The following is a 15,379-nucleotide window of genomic DNA, read 5'->3' as shown; positions in this document are numbered from 1 at the left end:
GACGCCGGGCCTCCGGGGTCCCCGGCCTCGGAGGCCGGACCTCGGAGGCCGGGGCGTCGTGGGGGCGCCGGAAGGCTCAGGTGACCGGGACGATCCTCGCCTCGACCAGGCGGCCGTCCTCGACGCGCAGCGTGCCCAGGGTGCCGTGCGGCTGACGGCGGCGGTCGGTGGGCGACCCGGGATTGAAGATCCGCACACCCTCCCCGGCCTGGTCCATGGGAATGTGGGAGTGCCCGAACACCACCAGATCGGCCGAGGGGAACCGGCGGCGCATCCGGGCGAGCCGCCCCTGCGCCGTCCCGCTGTCGTGGATCATCGCCACCCGCAGGCCCCCGAGGTCCAGCTCCAGGGTCTTCGGGGCCACCACGTCCGGCCCGTCGTTGTTGCCCTTGACCACGTGGACCGGGGCGTAGGCGGCGAGCTCGTCGATCACCCCGGCGACGCAGACGTCCCCCGCGTGCAGGATCACGTCCGCGCCCCGCAGGTGTCCGGCCACGGCGGGCGGGCACGATTTCCACCGCCGGGGCGCGTGGGTGTCGGAGAGCACGACCACGTTCATGCGCCCATGCTCCCACCGGCCCGTTCCCGGTCGAAGTACGTCTCCACGACGCGCGTGTGCAGCGGGAACGCCAGCTGCCGGGGCCCGTCGACCACCAGCCACTCCGAGGTCTCCGACGTGGCCACGACCGCGGGGAGGGAGGCCGCGTCGGTGCGCGGGCCCTGGGCGAAGACCAGCACGGTGCCGTCGGGGGCGCTGAGCACGTCGAGGAGCCGCACCTCCTCCACGTCGACGTCGATCCCGGTCTCCTCGCGCAGCTCCCGCACGGCCGCCTGCTGCCAGGACTCGCCCAGGTCGACGAAGCCGCCGGGCAGGGCCAGCCCGCCCCGGTGCGGTTCGATGGCGCGCCGGATCACCAGCAGGCCGTCGTCCACCGGCAGAACCATCACCGCCACCGGCAGCGGGTTGATGTAGGAGGTGTTGCCGCAACCGGAGCAGGTACGCGGCCACGCCTGACCGGCGGCGAACGCGGCGCCGCAGAAGGAACAGTGGGAGTTCTTGGTCGTCATCCCGGTGACACTAGACCAGGATCGCGGGCCGGTCGCGGCCGTCGCGTACCGGACGGGTGACACCGCGGCGAAACGGGCGTTCCCGGACGGCGACGGGTGGCGACGGGGGGACGTCCTGACCGCGACGGCGATGAGCGGCGACGGGCGGCGACGGCCTGACCGCGACGGCGGTCATCCGCGGGCCCCGCCCCCGGACCGGCACCCGCCCCCGGACCGGCACCCGCGCCCGGACGGCCCCGCCTACGCGACGTCGGGCCGTGTCATCAGCGGCGAGCGCAGATGCAGCACCAGGTCGGGGCCGGTCAGCGGCACGGTGTTCCACGTCGCTACCGCCGTCCCGGCGCCGGCGTCGACCACCAGCCGGACCCGGTGTGCGGTGGTGATGACGTAGAGGTCGGCGACGAACGTGTCGCCCTGCCAGGCGCCGGTCGCGACGACGGGGCGGCCGAGCGGTGAGCTCTCCCTCCATTCGCCGTGGCCAGCCTCGACGTCGAGGGACGTCCCGAGCCGCAGGAGCCACCCGCCGTCCACCGGATCGACGATGACGGTGGTCCCACCGGGCAGCGCGGAATCCCCGGCGGAGGCGTCGAGTCTCGCCTCGGCCGACCGCTCCGGGGCGGCCGAACCCGGCATCGGCGCGAGCGACAGCCGCCGCAGCCGCTCGGCGAGGATCTCGTCGTCCCGGGTGCTTCCCGCCTGGTCCATGCCGGGCAGCAGGCACTCCCACAGGGGGTCGAGGATCGCCTCACCGTGCGGGACGGCGCCGGTCACGGCGACCACGAGATCGTGCGACGGGACGACCAGGCACATCTGGCCGAAGGCGCCCTCGCCGCGGTAGCCGTGACGCGACATCCAGAACTGGTAGCCGTACCCGCACAGCGCGTCGGGATTCTCCGACCAGCCCTCGACCTGCGGGGTCTCGACGTGCCGCCGGGTCGCGAGCCGCACCCATTCGCGCGGGACGAGCCGGCGGCCGCCCCACAGGCCCTCGCGCAGCAGCAGCTCGCCGAAGGCGGCGACGGCCTCGGTCGTGAGGTGCAGCCCGTGGAACCCGAAGGCGGCACCGCTCGCCACCCGGTCCCATTCGGCGTGCTCGATCCCCATCGGCGTGAAGAGGCGCTCGTCGAGCAGCTCGGGCAGGTCCCGGCCGGTGACCCGTTCCACCATCCGGGCCAGGACGAAGGTGGTCGCGTTGTCGTAGGCGTGCAGGGTTCCCTCGGCCTCGGGAAACGGGACGCGCAGGAAGCCCCTCACCAGGTCGCCCGGTTCCAGCTCCCAGGCCTCGGCGAGGCTGTCGGCGCGGTGCCCGGTCGTCATGGACAGCAGGTGGTGAACGGTGAGGCGGCGTCCCCGCTCCGAGACGTCGGCCGGAACGTGGCCGGGCAGCACGTCCACCACCCGGTCCTCCAGCGAGAGCAGCCCGTCGGCGATCGCGAGCCCTGCCGCGACCGAGGTGAACGACTTGGTCAGCGAGTACAGAAGGCGCGGGCGTCCGGCCGAGTACGGCGCCCACCAGCCCTCGGCGACGACGTGACCGTGGCGCACGACCATGAGGGAGTGGCACTCGACGGACCGCGCCTCGAACCGGTCCAGCAACGCGGCGATCGCACGGGACGACACCCCCGAGGCGGCGGGTGCCGACCGTGGGAGCAGGGCGCGCTGAGAAGGCATCCGGGCACACTAACAAAGCCGTCCCGTCGGCCCCATCGATTTACCGGCCGCCGGCCGGCCGCGTCTGGACGGCGCGGGCGACGGCGATCGTCGATCCGCTGCGCTGCCCGGCCTCGTAGAACATGTACTCCACGCCGCCGTCGGTGCCGAAGGAGGGTGCGGCGCCGCGACAACCTGGCCGGCTACCTGCTCATCGCCCCGCAACTGCTCGGCAGCGTGCTGTTCGTGCTCCTGCCGCTCGGGCTGGTGCTCTGGTACAGCCTGCACGAGTGGAACGTGCTGGCCGGGACGTTCGAGTTCGTGGGCGGGAAGAACTACGACAGGCTGCTGGCCGACGCGAACCTGCGCGAGGTGCTGGGCGGCACCGCCCTGTTCTCCGCCGGCCTGGTGGTGCTCAACCTCGCCCTCGCCCTCGTCCTGGCGATCCTGCTCAACCAGCGCCTGGCCGGGACCACGTTCTTCACCCAGGGCGGCCCCGGCATGTCCACGACCGTCCTCGTCTACTACCTGTACCGGCAGGCCTTCCAGTTCCATCACTTCGGATACGGCGCGACGCTGTCGGTCCTGCTCTTCGCGATCGTGGCACTGCTCACCGTCGTGCAGTGGCGCATGCGCAGGAAGTGGGTCTTCAATGAGACATGAGCCATCGGTTCATCGAGGGCCTGGCCCACACCGGCCTCAAGGGCTGACCGGCCTTGGGGCCGACGGCGCCCGTCACGCCGGCGCGCACGGGTGCGGTGCGGGCACGGTGGGAGCGCGGTGGGAGCGGTCCTTGTGCCGTACGCCGGGCGGGGACGGTCAGGCGCGCGGGTCGACGTGGAACTTGGGGCCGGGACCGCAGGCGGCGGGACGGGAACCGGCGAGGATCTCGCCCACCTCCTCCAGGCCCACCACCGCCGCCACCAGCGGGCGCGGGTCCACCGCGCCCGAGGCGTAGTGCTCGATCGCCCCGGCCAGGCCGGGGGAGGCGCTGAGGATCCCGACGGCGGTGACGTCCTTGAGCACCAGCGTCCGGGTGTCCACCGCGCTGGGGGTCGACGACAGGCCGATGTAGACCACCCGCCTGCCCGGCTCCACCAGGCCGGCCGCCAGGGCGGGCAGGCCGGGGGCGGTGGAGGCGTCGACGACGGCGTCGAACGGCAGGTCCGGGAGCCGGTCGGCGGTCCAGGCGCCGTGCACGCCGAGCGTGCGGGCGAACTCCAGCGACGCCCCGGGCAGGCCCAGCACGTGCACCTCGGCCCCCTGTGCCAGGGCGAACGCGGCGGTGAGCAGGCCGATCGTCCCGGGCCCCATCACCAGCAGCCGCTCACCCGGCGCCAGGGCCGCGGCCCGGACGGCCCGCAGCGCGTTGCCACCCGGCTCGACCATGGCCCCGGCGGCCGCGTCGACCGCGTCCGGCAGCCGGTGCAGCGCGGTGACCGGCACCGGGAGCCGTTCGGCCAGCGCGCCCGGCCACCCGCCGCGGATGCCGATCTCGAAGCGGTCCTCGCACACGTGGTGCGTCCCGGCCAGGCAGCGCCGGCACCGGCCGCAGCCGAGCATGGTGTCGCCGGTGACGCGGGCGCCGGCCCAGGAGTCCTCGACGCCCTCGCCGGCCGAGGAGACCGTCCCGCACCACTCGTGGCCGAGCCGCACGGGGTAGCGGGCGTGACCGTCGTGGAGGTAGCTCATCTCGCCGCCGAAGATCTCCATGTCGGTGCCGCACACCCCGGCCCGCTCCACGTCCACGACGACCTGCCCGGGGCCCGGGACCGGCGGATCGACCTCCAGCACCTCGAAACGGCGCGGACCGGTCACGACGAACGCTCTCACGGGGGCAACCTTACGGATGCCGGCCGCGTGAGGGCTCACCCGGTCTCAGGGGGCCGACTTTACCGGGACTCACCAGGCCTCACGGCGGCGACCTCACGGACGCCGGTCGCGTGGGAGGTCACGCGGTCTCGTCCCGTCCCACCGATCTCACGGACGCCGGCTCCGGGAGAGGTCATCCGGCCGGTGCCGACGCCCTCACCAGGGTCTCGCCCGCGGACGTGCGCTGGTAGAGCACCGAGCGGCCCGCGCGCCGCCGCCGGACCAGTCCGGCGTCGAGCAGGATCCTCAGGTGGCGGCCGACCGACCCCAGTCCCTGGCCGGTCAGCGCCACGAGCTGCGAGGTGCTCATGGGCGTGCCGAGCAGGACGAGCACCCCGGCCCGTGCCGGGCCGAGCAGCCTGCCCAGCGCCTCGGGGGCCGTCAGGTCCGGCTCGGCCAGCGCGCCCGAGCACGGGTAGACCAGGGCGTAACGCGGCACCGGCGTGCCCGCGCTCCAGGCGACCCAGCCGTGGCCGCGGGTGACCGGGACGAACATCAGCCGGACACCGGCCAGCTCCTGCGGCGGGCGGTCCTGCGTGTTGATCTGCAGCCGGTTCCCGCCCAGCCAGCGCGTCCCCGGGCGCATGCCGCCCAGCACGGCGGCCCAGCCGCCCTGGGTCAGCCGGTCCGTCCGCGCCAGGATGTCGGCCTCCAGGACACGGCGCCGCCGGGGCCAGTACGGCAGCACCGTCTCCTCCCACACCCACTCCAGCAGGCGGGCGGCACGTTCGGGCAGGTCGGACCGGTGCAGCGCGGCCGGGACCGGTCCCTGCAGCGTCATCTCCAGGTCCGCCCGCGCGGTCTCGGGCTGCGTCCGCCGTACCCGCTCCAGCTCCTCCTCGAAGCCGGGGGAGCCCTCTCCGGACGGGGCGAGGGTGAGGAAGTCGGCGATCCAGCTCCGCCCCAGCGCGGCCCGGACGAGCAGCGCCGTCACCGGGTCGGCGGCCAGGCGCGCCCGGTAACCGGCCAGGTGGTCGTCGAGCCACCTGCGCTCACCCGGATGCGCGGCCCTCGCCCGTTCCAGGGCGATCAGGCAGGTGGTGGTCTCTGCCAGGGGGGAGACCACGAACCGGCTCCCCGCGAGGGTGTCGGCGTTGACCTCCCACCAGCCCATCGTTTCGCCTCCCCGCGAAACTCTAACGACCGCGCGGCGCGGGCGTCGAGACTCCCGGGATGCGTACCTACAAGGAACTCTTCGGGACGCCCGAGTTCACGCCCCTGTTCGCGACCGGCGCGGTGCAGGTCGCCGCCTCGACGGTGAGCGGGCTGGCGCTGGGCACGCTCGTGTACGCGGCCACCCGGTCGCCGCTGCTGTCGGCGCTGAGCATGTTCGGCTCCTCCTTCGCACAGCTGCTCGGGGCGATGGTGCTGCTGTCGGCGGCGGACCGGCTGCCGCCCCGCGCCGCGCTGACCGGGCTGGCGCTGGTCTTCTGCGCGAGCATCGCCGTCCTCGCGGTGCCGGACCTGCCGCTGTGGGCGGTCTTCGTCCTGATCCTCGGCCAGGGGATGGCCGCCTCCCTGGGCGGCGGGGTCCGGATCGGGTTGCTGAACGAGATCCTCCCCCGGGAGGGGTACCTGCTCGGCCGCTCGGTGCTCAGCATGTCCGTCGGCGTGCAGCAGATCTGCGGGTTCGCCGCCGGAGGGGTGCTTGTCGCCGTCCTGTCCCCGCGCGTCACCCTGCTCGTCGGCGCGGGCCTCTACCTGGTCGCCGCGGCCGTCGCGCGGCTGGGACTCGGCGACCGGCCGCCGCGCGTCGCCGGGCGCCCGTCGGTCGCCCAGACCTGGCGGACCAACCGGCTGCTGCTGAGTTCCCGGGCGCGCCGCCGGGTCTACCTCGCCATGTGGGTGCCGAACGGGCTGATCGTCGGCTGCGAGTCGCTCTACGTCTCCCACGACGCCCGGCACGCCGGGCTGCTCTTCGCGTTCGCCGCCCTGGGGATGCTCGCCGGGGACACCGTGATGGGCAGGTTCGTCCCCCCGCGATGGCGGGAGCGGTCGGCCACGCCGCTGCGGCTGCTGCTGGCCGTGCCCTACCTGGTCTTCCTGCTCGCCCCGCCGCTGCCCGTCGCGGCGGCCGCGGTCGCGCTGGCCTCGGCCGGGTTCTCGGCGGGCCTGATGCTCCAGCAGCGCCTGATGGAGATCACGCCGGAGGAGATGGGCGGGCAGGCGTTCGGGCTGCAGTCCTCCGGCATGCTCGCCATGCAGGGGGTCGCGGCCTCGGTCGCGGGCACCGTCGCCGAGCTCACCTCGCCCCCGGTCGCGATGGCGGTGATGGCGGCGGCCTCGATCGCGGTCACGCTGGCCCTGGCGCCGGGCCTGCGACGGGAACGGGAGGGACACGCCGTGACCGGACCGCGCGTCCCGTCTCCGGGATGAGGGGTACGGGGTGAAGGCCAGGGGATGGGGGGCATCGGGGGGCGGGCATCGGGGGCAGGCATGGAGGGCGGGACATGGAGGGCGGGGGCGGGGCGCTGAGGACAGAGAGGGCAGGGAGGACACCGAGGGTTAAAACGTGGCAACGGATCGGGCTCCCGGCGGCCGGCGCCCGGTCCGGGATGCGGCGCGCGGCGCCGGGATGCCGGGCGGCACGGATGGTGTAACGCTACGGAAACGGCACCTTCATGCCGCATTGACACCCGTGAGGCTTGGTTCTACTGTCCAGCTCAGATCGTTAAATCGTTTTTGATTTGGAGTCCGCCACCCCCCAGCCGTTGAGGAAGTGCTCATGTTCGGTTTCATCAACCAGGCCGACTCCGAGGAGGTCGGGCGCAGCCAGGTCAGGCTCCTGTCGGAGCTGATCGGCGGCAGGGGGGAGGTGGCGATCCTGTCGGCGACGGCGAACGCGACCAACCAGAACACCTGGATCGAGTTCATGAAGGACGAGCTCGGCAAGCCCGAGCACAAGGACATGAGGCTGGTCAAGGTTGCATACGGCGACGACGACGACCAGAAGTCCTTCCAGGAGACCCAGGGCCTGCTGCAGGCGTACCCGGACCTGAAGGGGATCATCTCGCCCACCACGGTGGGCGTCTCGGCGGCGGCGCGCTACATCTCGGGGTCGAAGTACAGGGGAAAGGTCGTGCTGACCGGCCTGGGCACCCCCAACCAGATGCGCCAGTTCGTCAAGGACGGGACGGTGGAGAAGTTCGCGCTGTGGAACCCCAAGGACCTGGGATACCTGGCCTCCTACGCGGCGGCGGCGCTGGCCTCGGGTCAGATCACCGGGGCCGAGGGCGAGGTGCTCAAGGCCGGCAGGCTCGGCGAGCGGACCGTCGGCAAGGACGGGGAGATCATCCTCGGCCCGCCGTTCACCTTCGACGCCTCCAACGTGGACCAGTTCGACTTCTGACCCCGCCGCCCCCGGCCCACCGATCCCGGCCCCACCGTTACAGGTGCCGTGACCACCGTCACCGGTGACGGCACCGCGACCGCCCGCGTCCGGCACCTCCGGGCGCGGGCCTCATCGAGGAGGGACAACGTCGTGCAGCGCGTCTGCTTCCTGCTGAAGGTACGACCCGAGCGCCTGGAGGAGTACCGCGAGCGCCACCGGGCCGTCTGGCCGGAGATGCTGGCCGCGCTCAGCGCCACCGGCTGGCGCAACTACTCCCTCTTCCTGCGCGAGGACGGGCTGCTGGTCGGCTACCTGGAGACCGAGGACTTCGAGGCGGCCCGCGCGGCCATGGCCGAGACCGACGTCAACGCCCGGTGGCAGGCCGAGATGGCACCGTTCTTCGAAAGCCTCGACGGCCGCCCCGACGAGGGCATGGTCTCGCTCGAGGAAGTCTTCCACCTCAACTGATTCGGGGACCGACCAATGATCAAGGATTCGCTGCGGGCTCAGGTCATCGAGACCCCGTCGTGGGCGTACGGCAACTCCGGTACGCGGTTCAAGGTGTTCGCCCAGCGCGGCGTGCCCAGGGACCCGTTCGAGAAGCTGGCCGACGCCGCCCGGGTGCACGCCTTCACCGGGGTGGCGCCCCGGGTCGCGCTGCACATCCCGTGGGACCGGGTCGACGACTACGCCGCGCTGGCCGCGCACGCCTCCGGCCTGGGGGTGAGGATCGGCGCGATCAACTCCAACGTGTTCCAGGACGACGACTACATGCTGGGCAGCGTGACGAACGCCGACCCGCGCGTGCGGGCCAAGGCGCTGGCGCACCTGCTGGACTGCGTGGACATCATGGACGCCACCGGGTCCGACACGCTGAAGCTCTGGTTCTCCGACGGGACCAACTACCCCGGCCAGGACGACCTGCGCGCCCGGCAGGACCGGCTGGCCGAGGCGCTGGAGCGGGTCTACGAGCGGCTGGGGGAGGGGCAGCGTTTCCTGCTGGAGTACAAGCTGTTCGAGCCCGCGTTCTACGCCACCGACGTGCCCGACTGGGGCACGGCGTACGCGCACTGCCTGAGGCTGGGCCCCAAGGCCCAGGTGGTGGTGGACACCGGCCACCACGCGCCGGGCACCAACATCGAGTTCATCGTGGCGTTCCTGCTGCGCGAGGGCAAGCTGGGCGGGTTCGACTTCAACTCCCGCTTCTACGCCGACGACGACCTGATGGCCGGGGCCGCCGACCCGTTCCAGCTGTTCCGCATCATGTTCGAGGTCATCGGCGGGGGCGGCTTCACCGAGGACGTGGCGTTCATGCTGGACCAGTGCCACAACATCGAGCCGAAGATCGCCGGGCAGATCCGGTCGGTGATGAACGTGCAGGAGGCCACCGCCAAGGCGCTGCTGGTGGACCGGGAGGCGCTGGCGGCGGCGCAGGCGGCCGGGGACGTGCTCGGGGCCAACGCGGTCGTGATGGACGCCTACAACACCGACGTACGGCCGCTGCTGGCCGAGATCCGCACCGAGGCGGGCCTGGACCCCGACCCGATGGCGGCCTACGCCCGCTCGGGCTACTTCGAGAAGATCGCCGAGGAGCGCGTCGGCGGGGCGCAGGCCGGCTGGGGCGCCTGAGACGGCGCCGCCCCCCGGGAGAACCGTTCCCGCGGCCCCCGGCGCTCGGCCCTCAGGCTCCGGCGCGGGGTCTGCGGGCGGTCTTCCGAGGCGGGGTCCCGTCGCCGGACGGGGGGCGGGGGCCGCGCAGCGGGTCCAGGCGGCGGATCAGCTCGATCGCCGCCTCGGTGATCCGCCCGGCCTCCTCCCCGGAGTCGCAGGTGGCCACCTCGCGGCCGGCCTCGCCGATGACCGACGTCAGGACGGCGACGGTGAGCCGGTCCAGCGGGGTGCTGCCCGCGCCGAGCAGGACGGCGTTCTGCCGTACCCACTCGCGGCCCCGGGTGCGGCGCAGCAGCTCGAACCCGGGCGGGCCGTCCCCGTCCATGAACAGCCGGGCCAGGTCCCTGCGCTCCCAGGAGCCCTCCAGGAAGGCGCGGGCACCGGCGACGAACAGCTCCAGCGGATCGCGGACGCCCGAGCGGCGCGCCTCCGCCACCGCCGAGGCGGCGTTCTCCTCGTGCTCGGCCTGGTGCCTCTCCCACAGCGCGAGGAACAGCTCGGTCTTGCCGCCGAAGTGGTGGTAGAGGCTGCCCACGCTCAGCCCGGCCCGTTCGACGACGTCGGCGACCCCGGCGTCGGCGAAACCGTGCTCGGTGAAGACCTCCCGGGCCGCCGCGAGCATGCTCGTCCGGGTCTGCGCGGTCCGGCTCCACTCCCAGGCTCCGGGCTTGCGTGTCATGTGTCCCCTTCTCACCCTCCGTCGTACACCGTCCGTCCGGGGGACGGAAGGCAGATCGCGGACCCTTCGCGGACCCCGCCCCCGGGGGGCCGGTCGTTCCCGATGCCGCTCAGGAGGGGCTGGGGATCCCGTTGCCGTTCCACCCGCGCCCGGCCAGCACGTCCTCCAGGCGCAGGGCGGGCTCGGCGTCGTCGCGCGGCCCGGCCTGGGCGAGCTGGATCAGCACGCCGTGGGCCTCCTTGGGGTGCAGGAACACCTCGCGCCACCTCGGGTCACCCTGGTTCAGGCCGTGCAGCCGGTAGCCGCGCTCGGTGAGCAGGGAGACCGCCAGGTCCAGGTCGCGCACGTGGAAGTTGAGATGGTGGACGCCGCCCCGCCCCCGGGTGAGCCCGAAGAAGCTGTCGAAGAACGAGGAGCCCTCCAGCGGTTCCATCAGCTCGACCTTGCCGCCGCCCGGGTAGGCGAGCTGCATCACCCGGTACCCGCCGGGGTGGTCGCCGCCGCCCAGGAACGTCCCGCCGAGCAGGTCCTGGTAGATCGGCAGGAGGTCCCTGACCCGGGGCGCCGCGACGGCGGTGTGGTCGAAGACCACGCCGAGCTCCCGGAGTGCCGCGAGTTCCGGTGCCGCCGGGGGTTCCGGCGACGGGACTGCAGGGGGTTCCGGTGAGACGTGCACGTGGGCTCCTCGCGGTCGGGGGCCGGGAGGCCGGCCAATCCTAGAATGACATTCTATTAGCATCCGGGACGCCCTGTCGTGCCGGTCGCCCTCCGGCCGCCCGACCTGGAGAAGGGCCGTTTACCCTCGCCACCGCGGGTAGGCGGAAGATCCCTGACACCCGGCCGATGAGGAGAGCCCCCGCATGACGATCGAAGGACTGTGGAACTACCGCGAGGGCGTGTACGGTCCCGACGAGACGCTGAGCGTCATCGGCTTCGACGTGGAGGCCGTCGACGGCAAGGTCGGCCTGGTGGAGGAGGAGAGCAACGTGACCGACGACAGCTACGTCGTCGCGGACGTCGGCTCCTGGCTGTCGGGCAGGAAGGTCGTGCTGCCGGCCAGTACGGTGACCCGGATCGACCGCGAGGAGCGCAAGGTCCACATCGCGCGCACCAAGCAGGAGATCCAGGACGCGCCCGAGTACGACGCGGCCACCTACCGCCAGAGCGTCTACCGCCAGGAACTGGGCGGCTACTACGGCAGGTTCTCCCCCTCGCTCTGAACGACCCGCGACGGCTCGCGACGACCCGCGACGACCCGCGACGACCCGCGACGACCCGCGACGACCCGCGACGACCCGCGACGGCTCGCGACGGCTCGCGACGAAGCGCGACGGCTCGGCGCGCCCGCGGCGTCCGCCCCGCCCGCCCGCGCGTCCTCCCCGGGCCCGGCCCCGTGCCCGGGGAGGATGCGTCCCGGCCGCCTCACGGATCGGCGCCGGAGGGTGCGATCCGCAGCTCACGGGGCATGTGAAGGCAGGGTTCGATATGGGCCTCCGGCCGCGGGATCGATGCGGCGAGGAGAGGTCCTGAGCGGAGAGGTGTGGCGCGAGATGCCGACGATAGGCCTGGTGGGAACGTTCGACACGAAGGGGCTGGAGTACGCCTGGCTCCATGACAGGCTGCGCGCCCTGGGCTGCGAGGTCGTCCTGATCGACGCGGGGGTGGGGGAGACGCGGCTGCCCGCCGACGTCGCCAACGACCGGGTCGCGCTGGCGGCCGGAGCCGATCTGGCGGCGCTGCGCGCGGCGGGCGACCGCGGGGCGGCCGTCACGAGGATGGGGGAGGGCGCCGCCGCGGTCCTCGCGGAGCTCTACGCGCAGGGACGCCTCGACGGCGTGCTCGCCGTGGGCGGGAGCGGTGGCTCCTCGATCGCGGCGCGGGCCGTCAGGGACCTGCCGATCGGGCTGCCCAAGCTCATCGTCTCGACCATGGCCTCCGGGGACGTCTCCCCCTACGTGGGCGCCAAGGACGTCACGATCATGTACAGCGTGGTCGACGTCGCGGGCGTCAACCGGGTCTCCGCGCGCATCCTCGGCAACGCCGCGGCGGCGATCGCCGGCATGGCGAGCGTTCCCGCCCCGGTCGTCGAGGGTGACCGCCCGCTGGTGGCCGCGTCGATGTTCGGCGTGACCACGCCCGCGGTCGACGCCGCCCGGCAGCGGCTGGACGAGCTCGGCTACGAGGTGCTGGTCTTCCACGCCACCGGCTCCGGCGGGCAGGCCCTGGAGACGCTGGCCGGCAGCGGCCTGATCGCGGGCGTGCTCGACCTCACCACCACCGAGCTCGCCGACGACCTGGTCGGCGGGGTGCTGTCGGCCGGGCCGGCCAGGCTGACGGCCGCCGGTGAGCGCGGACTGCCCCAGGTGGTCGCCCCCGGCGCCCTGGACATGGTCAACTTCGGCCCCCGGGAGACGGTTCCCGAACGCTTCGCCGACCGGCTGTTCTACGTCCACAACCCGACCGTGACGCTGATGCGCACCACGGCCGAGGAGATGGCCGAGCTCGGCCGCAGGGTGGCCGCCAAGCTGCGGGCGGCCACCGGCCCGGTCGCGCTGTTCGTCCCGCACGGCGGCGTCTCCGCCCTCGACGCGCCCGGCGCGCCCTTCCACGACCCCAAGGCCGACCAGGCGTGCTTCGACGCCCTGACCGAGGGGGTCCGGGACTCGGCCGTCCAGGTCGAGCAGACGGACCTGCACGTCAACGACCCCGCCTTCGGCCGGGCCATGGCCGACCGGCTGCACGCGATGATCACCCAGGGAGGCACCGCGTGACCCGGGTGGGGAGCGCTCCGCCGAACCGCGAGGAGATTCTCGCCCGGCTGCGCCGTACCGTCGCCGAGGGCCGGCCCGTCATCGGCGCGGGCGCCGGAACGGGGCTCTCGGCCAAGTGCGCCGAGGCCGGGGGCGTCGATCTGATCATCATCTACAACTCGGGCCGCTACCGGATGGCGGGCCGCGGCTCGCTGGCCGGCCTGCTGCCGTACGGCGACGCCAACCAGATCGTGGTGGAGATGGCGGCCGAGGTGCTCCCGGTCGTCGCCGGCACCCCGGTGCTGGCCGGGGTGTGCGGCACCGACCCGTTCCGGCTGATGCCCAGGTTCCTCGACCAGCTCGCGGCCATGGGCTTCGCCGGGGTGCAGAACTTCCCGACCGTCGGCCTGTACGACGGGGTCTTCCGGCAGAACCTGGAGGAGACCGGGATGGGCTACGACCTGGAGGTCGAGATGGTCAGGCTGGCGCGCGAGCGCGACCTGGTCACCGCCCCCTACGTCTTCGACCCCGACCAGGCGCGGGCCATGACCGAGGCGGGCGCCGACGTGCTCGTCCCGCACGTCGGGCTGACCACCAAGGGCAGCATCGGCGCCGGCACCGCCCTGACCCTGGACGAGGCCGTCGAACGGGTCCAGGCGATGCGCGACGCCGCGGTCGCCGTACGCCCCGACGTGCTGGTGCTCTGCCACGGCGGGCCGATCGCCGAACCGGCGGACGCGAGCCACGTGCTGGCCCGCACCGAGGGCGTGGTGGGCTTCTTCGGCGCCTCCTCGGTCGAACGCCTGCCGACCGAGCGCGCCATCACCGAGCAGGTACGCGCCTTCAAGGAGATCGCCTTCTAGCCCGGCCCGCCGGACGGTCGTGACGCCGGTCAGGAGGAGGCCGATGTCCGGGAGTCCGGCGCCGCCGGCCTGGGGTGAGGAGGGGCGGGCTGAACCGGGCCGGGGCGGAGTGCGTAGCTGGGGGTGTCACAGACGCGAACGCCCGTCACGAAGGAGACCCCTGTTGGCCGGTTCCATCGACCGCGGCCGGATGCACGCCGCCGCGCACAGCCCGTCGGTCCTCTCGCTGCTGCGGGCCGCGCCGGAGCAGGGCGCCGACCTGGTCGACTTCCGCGCCCCGGGCAACCCGTACTTCCCGACCCCCGAGATCTTCGGCATCCTGGAACGCGACCTCGCCGCGATCCTGAGGTGCCGTCCCAGCGACGCCGACACGATCACCGCCGAGCTGTGCGGGGTGCTGGGCCTGAACCCGCAGACCGTCGTCATGGGCAACGGGGCGACCGAGCTGGTCACCTGGATCGACCACCTGCTGGTCGGGGAGAGCCTGGCCGTCCCGATCCCCACCTCCGGCCGCTGGACCGACCAGCCGCTGGGGACGGGAAAGCGGGTGGACATGTACCCCCTGCAGGAGAGCCAGGGCTTCGCGCTGGACGTGGACGCCTTCGTCGCCTTCGTCCGGCACCGGGGCTCCCGGGTGGCGGTCGTCTGCAACCCCGGCAACCCCGGCGGCGGCTACCTGCGCCGCCACGAGGTCATCTCCCTCCTGGACCGGCTCGTCGACCTCGACCTGGTCGTGGTGGACGAGTCGTTCATCGACTTCGCCGACGCCGAGCCGTACCCGAGCGTCGCGAACGAGGCCGCCATCCGGCCGAACGTGGTCGTGCTGAAGAGCCTGGGCGAGAACTTCGGGCTGCACGGCGTCCGCTTCGGCTACCTGGTGGCCAACCCCGCGCTGGCCGCCCGGGTGCGCGGGGCGCTGCCCCGGTGGAACCTGAACTCCTTCGCCGAGACCCTGGTCTTCATGATCCGCCGCTACCTCCCCGAGTACCTGGAGAGCCTGCGGCTGCTCGCCCTGGACCGCGAGTCGATGCACTACCAGCTGACCCGCGTCCCCGGCCTGGCGGTCTTCCCCTCCCAGGGCAACTTCCTGCTGGTACGGCTTCCCGCCGGCAGGGACGGCGTCGCCCTGCGCGACCGGCTGCTCGACGAGCACGGCCTCCTCGTCCGCGCGTGCGGCGACAGACTCGGCATGACCGGCCAGTTCGTGCGCCTGGCCGTCCGGCCCGAGGGCGAGGTGCGGCGCCTGGTCAGCGGGCTGTACGCGGTGCTCTACGAGAGCGGGGACAGGACGCCGAGCCCCGTGCCCACGCCGCAGCCGATCCCGACCCCGCTCTACGACCCGCTGCCGGGAACCGCCTCGACGCCGCTCTACGACCCGTCGCCGATCCTGTCGCCGATCTTGCCATCGGCGCCGCCGGGCGTGCCCGTTCCCCTGTACGAGGGCGACCGCCGCTTCGACATGCTCTCGGCGACCCTGCCGCCCCTCGCCTGATCG

The 15,379-nt window shown here is 73.3% G+C and carries 16 protein-coding genes; 9 read left to right on the top strand and 7 right to left on the bottom strand.

The genetic code is table 11. The features are described from left to right. Positions 1-76: 76 nt before the first annotated feature. The 3 genes from ACLQ2R_RS27620 to ACLQ2R_RS27610 form a co-directional block, all read right to left on the bottom strand. Positions 77-559 carry a metallophosphoesterase family protein gene (locus ACLQ2R_RS27620; RefSeq protein ID WP_425963598.1) on the bottom strand — a complete coding sequence of 161 codons (483 nt, stop codon included), beginning with the start codon at positions 557-559 and terminating at the stop codon, positions 77-79. Then, positions 556-1,068, bottom strand: coding sequence for an NUDIX domain-containing protein (locus ACLQ2R_RS27615; RefSeq protein WP_425963596.1), 513 nt, complete (start codon positions 1,066-1,068; stop codon positions 556-558). Before ACLQ2R_RS27615 ends, ACLQ2R_RS27620 begins: the two co-directional genes overlap by 4 nt. A gap of 240 nt (positions 1,069-1,308) precedes the next feature. After that, entirely contained in the window at positions 1,309-2,739 is a 1,431-nt protein-coding gene (locus ACLQ2R_RS27610) for a serine hydrolase domain-containing protein (protein ID WP_425963595.1), read from the bottom strand. A gap of 156 nt (positions 2,740-2,895) precedes the next feature. Here ACLQ2R_RS27610 and ACLQ2R_RS27605 point away from each other — a divergent pair, with 156 nt between their 5' ends. Beyond that, positions 2,896-3,381 carry a carbohydrate ABC transporter permease gene (locus ACLQ2R_RS27605; RefSeq protein ID WP_425963594.1) on the top strand — a complete coding sequence of 162 codons (486 nt, stop codon included), beginning with the start codon at positions 2,896-2,898 and terminating at the stop codon, positions 3,379-3,381. 156 nt (positions 3,382-3,537) lie between these two features. On the opposite strand, the gene ACLQ2R_RS27600 is transcribed toward ACLQ2R_RS27605, so the two are convergent. Both ACLQ2R_RS27600 and ACLQ2R_RS27595 read right to left on the bottom strand, forming a co-directional pair. Further along, on the bottom strand, positions 3,538-4,551 hold the full coding sequence (locus ACLQ2R_RS27600) for a zinc-dependent alcohol dehydrogenase (RefSeq protein ID WP_425963593.1): 1,014 nt from the start codon (positions 4,549-4,551) through the stop codon (positions 3,538-3,540). Between the two features lie 172 nt (positions 4,552-4,723). Then, a complete protein-coding gene (locus ACLQ2R_RS27595; RefSeq protein WP_425963592.1) occupies positions 4,724-5,704 on the bottom strand; it encodes an ArsR family transcriptional regulator in 981 nt (326 codons plus the stop codon). Positions 5,705-5,763: 59 nt separating this feature from the next. On the opposite strand from ACLQ2R_RS27595, the gene ACLQ2R_RS27590 reads away from it, so the two are divergent. The 4 genes from ACLQ2R_RS27590 (at position 5,764) to rhaI (ending at position 9,550) form a co-directional block, all read left to right on the top strand. Continuing rightward, complete coding sequence (locus ACLQ2R_RS27590) at positions 5,764-6,966, top strand: MFS transporter (protein ID WP_425963591.1); 1,203 nt, start codon at positions 5,764-5,766, stop codon at positions 6,964-6,966. A 349-nt stretch (positions 6,967-7,315) separates the two neighbouring features. Next, a complete protein-coding gene (locus ACLQ2R_RS27585) occupies positions 7,316-7,939 on the top strand; it encodes a substrate-binding domain-containing protein (RefSeq protein WP_425963590.1) in 624 nt (207 codons plus the stop codon). A 132-nt stretch (positions 7,940-8,071) separates the two neighbouring features. After that, positions 8,072-8,389 carry an L-rhamnose mutarotase gene (locus ACLQ2R_RS27580; RefSeq protein WP_425963648.1) on the top strand — a complete coding sequence of 106 codons (318 nt, stop codon included), beginning with the start codon at positions 8,072-8,074 and terminating at the stop codon, positions 8,387-8,389. 15 nt (positions 8,390-8,404) lie between these two features. Next, on the top strand, positions 8,405-9,550 hold the full coding sequence (gene rhaI / locus ACLQ2R_RS27575; RefSeq protein WP_425963589.1) for an L-rhamnose isomerase: 1,146 nt from the start codon (positions 8,405-8,407) through the stop codon (positions 9,548-9,550). Between the two features lie 52 nt (positions 9,551-9,602). Here rhaI and ACLQ2R_RS27570 read toward each other — a convergent pair whose 3' ends face one another. Next, the gene (locus ACLQ2R_RS27570) at positions 9,603-10,271 is read right to left on the bottom strand and encodes a TetR/AcrR family transcriptional regulator (protein ID WP_425963588.1); all 669 of its coding nucleotides are present in this window, start codon (positions 10,269-10,271) and stop codon (positions 9,603-9,605) included. Positions 10,272-10,380: 109 nt separating this feature from the next. Continuing rightward, positions 10,381-10,947 (bottom strand): VOC family protein, encoded by a 567-nt coding sequence (locus ACLQ2R_RS27565; protein WP_386236799.1) that lies wholly within the window; start codon positions 10,945-10,947, stop codon positions 10,381-10,383. A gap of 184 nt (positions 10,948-11,131) precedes the next feature. On the opposite strand from ACLQ2R_RS27565, the gene ACLQ2R_RS27560 reads away from it, so the two are divergent. The 4 genes from ACLQ2R_RS27560 to ACLQ2R_RS27545 all read left to right on the top strand — a co-directional run bounded on the left by ACLQ2R_RS27560 (position 11,132) and on the right by ACLQ2R_RS27545 (position 15,376). Continuing rightward, the gene (locus ACLQ2R_RS27560) at positions 11,132-11,491 is read left to right on the top strand and encodes a PRC-barrel domain containing protein (RefSeq protein WP_362809268.1); all 360 of its coding nucleotides are present in this window, start codon (positions 11,132-11,134) and stop codon (positions 11,489-11,491) included. Positions 11,492-11,821: 330 nt separating this feature from the next. Next, positions 11,822-13,042 carry a Tm-1-like ATP-binding domain-containing protein gene (locus ACLQ2R_RS27555; protein WP_425963586.1) on the top strand — a complete coding sequence of 407 codons (1,221 nt, stop codon included), beginning with the start codon at positions 11,822-11,824 and terminating at the stop codon, positions 13,040-13,042. A gap of 5 nt (positions 13,043-13,047) precedes the next feature. Continuing rightward, the gene (locus ACLQ2R_RS27550) at positions 13,048-13,884 is read left to right on the top strand and encodes a phosphoenolpyruvate hydrolase family protein (protein ID WP_425963647.1); all 837 of its coding nucleotides are present in this window, start codon (positions 13,048-13,050) and stop codon (positions 13,882-13,884) included. Positions 13,885-14,047: 163 nt separating this feature from the next. After that, entirely contained in the window at positions 14,048-15,376 is a 1,329-nt protein-coding gene (locus ACLQ2R_RS27545) for an aminotransferase class I/II-fold pyridoxal phosphate-dependent enzyme (protein WP_425963585.1), read from the top strand. Positions 15,377-15,379 lie beyond the last annotated feature (3 nt).

The organism is Streptosporangium sp. DT93 (assembly GCF_049844535.1).
Taxonomy (GTDB): Bacteria; Actinomycetota; Actinomycetes; order Streptosporangiales; family Streptosporangiaceae; genus Streptosporangium.
Note: the sequence above shows the minus strand (reverse complement) of the source record. Positions and strands in the feature narration are given on the sequence as shown.